This window comes from Leisingera sp. F5 (assembly GCF_001593695.1).
In genome coordinates this window covers 1-4,765 of sequence record NZ_LUKH01000151.1, presented here as the reverse complement: position 1 = coordinate 4,765, position 4,765 = coordinate 1, and the positions used below count along the sequence as shown (strand labels likewise).

The window sequence follows — 4,765 nt, the reverse complement described above, 5'->3', positions numbered from 1 at the left end:
AAACTGGAGCGGTTGCCCAGCGAGTCGAGAATATGCATCTGCGTCAAGGTATCGAACGCAAAGGTCAGGCGTAGTTCTTCAAACAAGCTGTCAGGCTGTTTAGGCAGCAGCCGGAATTGCCAGCTTTCATCTTTTAACTGTACCGCGCTGATCGCGTAGCTATCCGTCAGTCCATCAATTTCACCACTGAACAGCAGCGCCGGTGTGTCACTTAAGCGCTGTCCCACCGCCTGTACCGTCACCTGCTCCAGATCCGGGTCGTAGGACCATAACTGCTCACCATCAGCGACAAGCGTCTGCTCAAAGGGAGCAAAGGTTTGCCAATAAAACAAACCAGGTCGTTTGACCGCCATTTCACCCTGGGTACTTTGCTGTAAAACACCGTTGGTATTCAGGACATTTTGGATAAAGTCAGCTTGAAATGACTGCATGTTTTTGAGTAAGTCATGTAAACGCTGTGAAGCATCCACGTCGGCATTAGCCTTGCCAACAAAGGCCAACATCAGTAACGACAGGCAAAAAACAACTTTAATTTTCAATACATTACGCATATATCATCACTTATACAGTTAATCTTTTAGGGGTTTTCATCACCCCATGAGCACAGACAAGATGAAATAAAAAAACTGACGAGACGATATCAGTCTCGAACCGGAGGCGGAGCGATAACCTCCCGACTGCCATTGCTGCTCATTTCCGTTACCACGCCTGCGGCTTCCATAGATTCAATCATTCGGGCTGCGCGGTTATAGCCAATTTTCAATTTACGTTGCACCGCCGAAATTGACGCTCTACGGCTTTCTGTCACAAACTGAACCGCCAAATCGTACAACTCATCCTGCTCATCCCCGCCGCCCTCTTCTGAGCCGCTATAGCCCGGCATCATCGCCGCTTCGGAGGGGCCTTCTAAGACCTCGTCAATATATTCCGGCTCACCGCGCTTCACCCAGTCATTAACCACGCGGTGCACCTCTTCATCGGCGACAAAGGCACCATGCACTCGCACCGGCACACCGGCACCCGGTGGTAAATACAACATATCGCCGTGCCCCAGTAACTGTTCCGCACCGCCCTGATCAAGAATGGTGCGCGAATCAATTTTCGACGATACCTGAAAACCAATCCGCGTCGGCACGTTAGCCTTAATCAAACCGGTGATCACATCCACCGACGGGCGCTGCGTGGCCATGATCAGGTGGATCCCCGACGCCCGCGCCATCTGCGCCAGGCGCTGTACACAGCCTTCGATCTCCTTGCCGGCCACCATCATCAGGTCTGCCATCTCGTCAACAATCACAACGATATAGGGCAGGACAACGGGTTGAAACTCTTCGGTCTCGAACACCGGCTCGCCGGTGTCGTCGTCGAAACCCGTCTGCACGGTTCGCGAGAACATCTCGCCCTTGGCCAGCGCTTCCTTCACGCGGCCATTGTAGCCGGCGATGTTGCGCACACCCATCTTGGACATCTTGCGGTAGCGGTCCTCCATCTCGCCCACCACCCATTTCAGCGCGACGACGGCTTTTTTGGGGTCGGTCACAACGGGCGAAAGCAGATGCGGGATGCCGTCATAAACGGAAAGCTCCAGCATTTTGGGATCAATCATGATCAGGCGGCATTCAGCCGGCGTCAGCTTATACAGCAGCGACAGGATCATGGTGTTGATCGCCACCGACTTACCGGAACCGGTGGTGCCGGCAATCAGCAGGTGGGGCATTTTAGCGAGATTCGCGACCATGGAATCGCCGCCGATATCCTTGCCCAATGCCAGCGGCAGCGCGTGGTTGCCGTCGCCGAAATCCCGCGACGACAGGATCTCGCGCAGGACCACTTTTTCGCGTTTCTCATTCGGCAGTTCGATACCGATCACTGTACGCCCCGGCACGGTTGAGACCCGTGCCGAAAGCGCCGACATCGAGCGGGCGATGTCATCAGAAAGGCCAATCACCCGGGATGCCTTGAGGCCCGGTGCCGGTTCCAGCTCATACATGGTGACAACGGGACCGGGACGGACCGAGGTGATCTCTCCCTTGACGCCATAGTCATCCAGAACGGCCTCCAGCATCCGCGCATTTTCTTCCAGCGCTTCGTCGCTCAGGTGGTGGCGCTCGATGCCGGTCGGGTTGGTCAGCAGGCTTAGCGGCGGCAATTCAAAATCGCTGCTGCTGGCATCGAACGCCAGATTGGGCTGCGCTTCGGCCTTGGCACGCGCCGAGGGCTGTACGGTTTTGCGTGCCGGCTGTTCGACCACTGCCTTGCGCGGCTCGGCCACGGGCAGATCAACGGTCAGACGCGGTCCCGGCACCGGGCGCGGTTCGGGCGCGGAGGAAACTGGCGCAGGCGGTTCCGCAGCATCCGGCAGATCCTCGGACGGCACGTAGTCCGGAGCTATCATACTGTGATCCGGAGCAGAGTTTGCAACCTCAGCTTCGTCCCGCCGGTCAGCATCCGGTGCTTCCGAACCAAAGGTGTCATCTTTGGCAACCTGCCAGGACAGCGATGGGTCTTCCGGCAGCGGCGGCATCGTTGCAAGCGCAGCGGTCAGCGGCGGTTCAGGCGGCAGGCCGTCCTGGGCCATGGCAGGGTTGTAGATCAGCGGTGCAGGGCGCTGACCGCGGCCTTTGGTCAGCGGCAGCGCCGGATCCTGCTCCGGTGGCACATCTGCTGCCCGGCGAATGCGCACAGCATTGGCGATTTTCTGGGAGATCCGATCTTCGCCGCCCTCGCCATCAGCCAGGAATTCAGCCTCGTCCTCATCCTGCATGTCAGCCGCATAGGCTCTGTCCGCCTCCGGCGCAGGTGCAACACGGCGGATCAGGCCAGGCACACGCGATAGAAGACCGCCTTTGGCAGGCGTTTCCGGCTCTTCCTGCTGGTTGTCCGCAATGTATGCGTCTTCAGCGTAGTCCTCGAACATCTCCGGCTCGGCATCAGCAGCGTCATAGGCAGTTTCTTCCGCTTGCTGCGCCCGTTCTTTACGGTAGCTCATTGCGGCCTGCAGCCCGCTGGAGGCCCCGCGCCCCAGCAATGCGGCCACAGCGCCATAGCCCAGGATCAGGCCGATCATTACCTTGTGCAGGCCCTTCTTCACCTCGGGCCAGGTGAACCCAAGAACCGCACAGCCAAGCGCCAGCATTCCCGCGGCACTCAGCAGCGACATGATTTTCACCATGAAATGCAGACCGACAGGCAGCAGCGCCAGCAAGGCGCCCAGGAAGGTAAAGCCAACCATCCCGCCAAGACCGAAGTCATAATTCTGCTGCCAAGTGGAGCTGGCGTTCAGGGTTTCCATGTGCAGCGCCACCACCAGCAGCCACGGCACCGACAAAAGCAGCGGCCAGACCACCCGGTCCTCGCCCCGGTGCAGCACAAACCGCAGACCCCAGGCTGACAGAAACAGAGGCACGGCCCAGCTGGCTTTGCCGAACAAGGTAATCAGGATGAAAGAGACAGAAGCGCCGGGACGGCCCAGCCAGTTCTGCACTGGCGCATCCGTGGACACGGTCCAGTTCGGGTCGTCCGGCGTATAAGATCCCAGCATGGCGGCAACCATCAGCCCCACAAGGATCAATGCAATCCCGATTAATTCCTTGCCGCGCTTTTCAATAGCCGCCTGCATATTGCTGTCGAGCAGCGGATCGCGGCTGCGGGTTTGAAATGCCATGCCTACCTCAGTTCCGTTTCTTTTGCCCGTGCCCGCTGTTGCCCGTAAGGTCACGAACCTGTCCGTTTATTGGTCTTGGCTGCGCGGCCCCCAGCCAGGCACCGCGCAGCGAAAGTTCAGTTCAGTAAAGACACCCGCGCAGTGTGCTTAGCGCCGTGCGGGTGTCCTCGGCGGGGGCGACCAGCGCCACCCGGATGTAGTTTTCACCCGGATTCTGTCCGGGCGCGCCTTGTGCCAGATAGGCGCCGGGCAGCACCCGCACGCCGGTCTCCTGCCACAGCTTCAGTGCGGCGTGCTCGCCATTTTCCACAGGAAGCCAAAGGAAGAATCCCGCTTCGGGCGCCATATAGCCGTTGAGACCGGCAAAGACCTCATCGGCGATTGTGTATTTTTCCTGATAAAGCGCGCGGTTCTCCACCACATGCGCCTCATCCGCCCAGACCTTGGCCGCGGCCGCTTGCAACGGGGCCGGCAGCGGGGCACCGGAATAGGCGCGCAGCTGTTTAACACGTTTGATGGTTTCTGGACCGCCAGCTATCAGTCCAGATCGCAGCCCCGGAAGATTTGAGCGTTTCGACAGAGAGTTGAACAAGACCACACGCTCAGGATCGGCGCCCAGTTCCTGGGCTACAGTCAAAGCGCCAACGGGGGCTGCTTCGCGATAAATCTCCGAATAGCATTCATCTGCGAAGATGCGGAAATCGTATTTCTCAGCCAACCCGATCAGTCTGGTCCAGTAGTCGCGCGACGCGACAGCGCCCTGGGGGTTGGCAGGCGAACAGATATAGGCCGCGGCGGTGCGGTTGAGCACGTCCTCGGGCAGGTTCTCATAATCCGGCAGATGACCGGTGACCGCCGTTGCGGGCACGAATACCGGCTCTGCTGCGACCGAAATCGCAGCCACCATATAGACCTGGTAGAAGGGGTTCGGGATCAGCACCACCGGCTTTTGCCCGTTCTTCTGCTCCGGACACAACGCCATTGCGGCATTGTACAGCCCTTCGCGGGTCCCGTTCAGCGCCATGACTTGCGTTTCTGGGTCTGCCGTCACGCCGTAACGGCGGGCTATCCAGTCGGCGATAGCACCGCGCAGCTCAGGCG

3 protein-coding genes are annotated in these 4,765 nt (G+C 59.1%); all 3 read right to left on the bottom strand.

Going from position 1 to position 4,765, the window contains the following annotated elements:
• A partial coding sequence (gene lolA / locus A2I95_RS26110; protein ID WP_291734599.1) for an outer membrane lipoprotein chaperone LolA occupies positions 1-551 on the bottom strand: 551 nt, incomplete at its 3' end.
• 89 nt (positions 552-640) lie between these two features.
• Positions 641-3,664 (bottom strand): DNA translocase FtsK, encoded by a 3,024-nt coding sequence (locus A2I95_RS26105; protein ID WP_291734597.1) that lies wholly within the window; start codon positions 3,662-3,664, stop codon positions 641-643.
• A 121-nt stretch (positions 3,665-3,785) separates the two neighbouring features.
• The coding region (locus A2I95_RS26100) for an aminotransferase class I/II-fold pyridoxal phosphate-dependent enzyme (protein WP_291734595.1) at positions 3,786-4,765 on the bottom strand (980 nt) is incomplete at its 5' end.

Excerpts from the sequence above, each read along its gene's own strand:
- A2I95_RS26105 (WP_291734597.1), bottom strand. The coding sequence starts at position 3,664 with ATGGCATTTCAAACCCGCAGCCGCGATCCGCTGCTCGACAGCAATATG.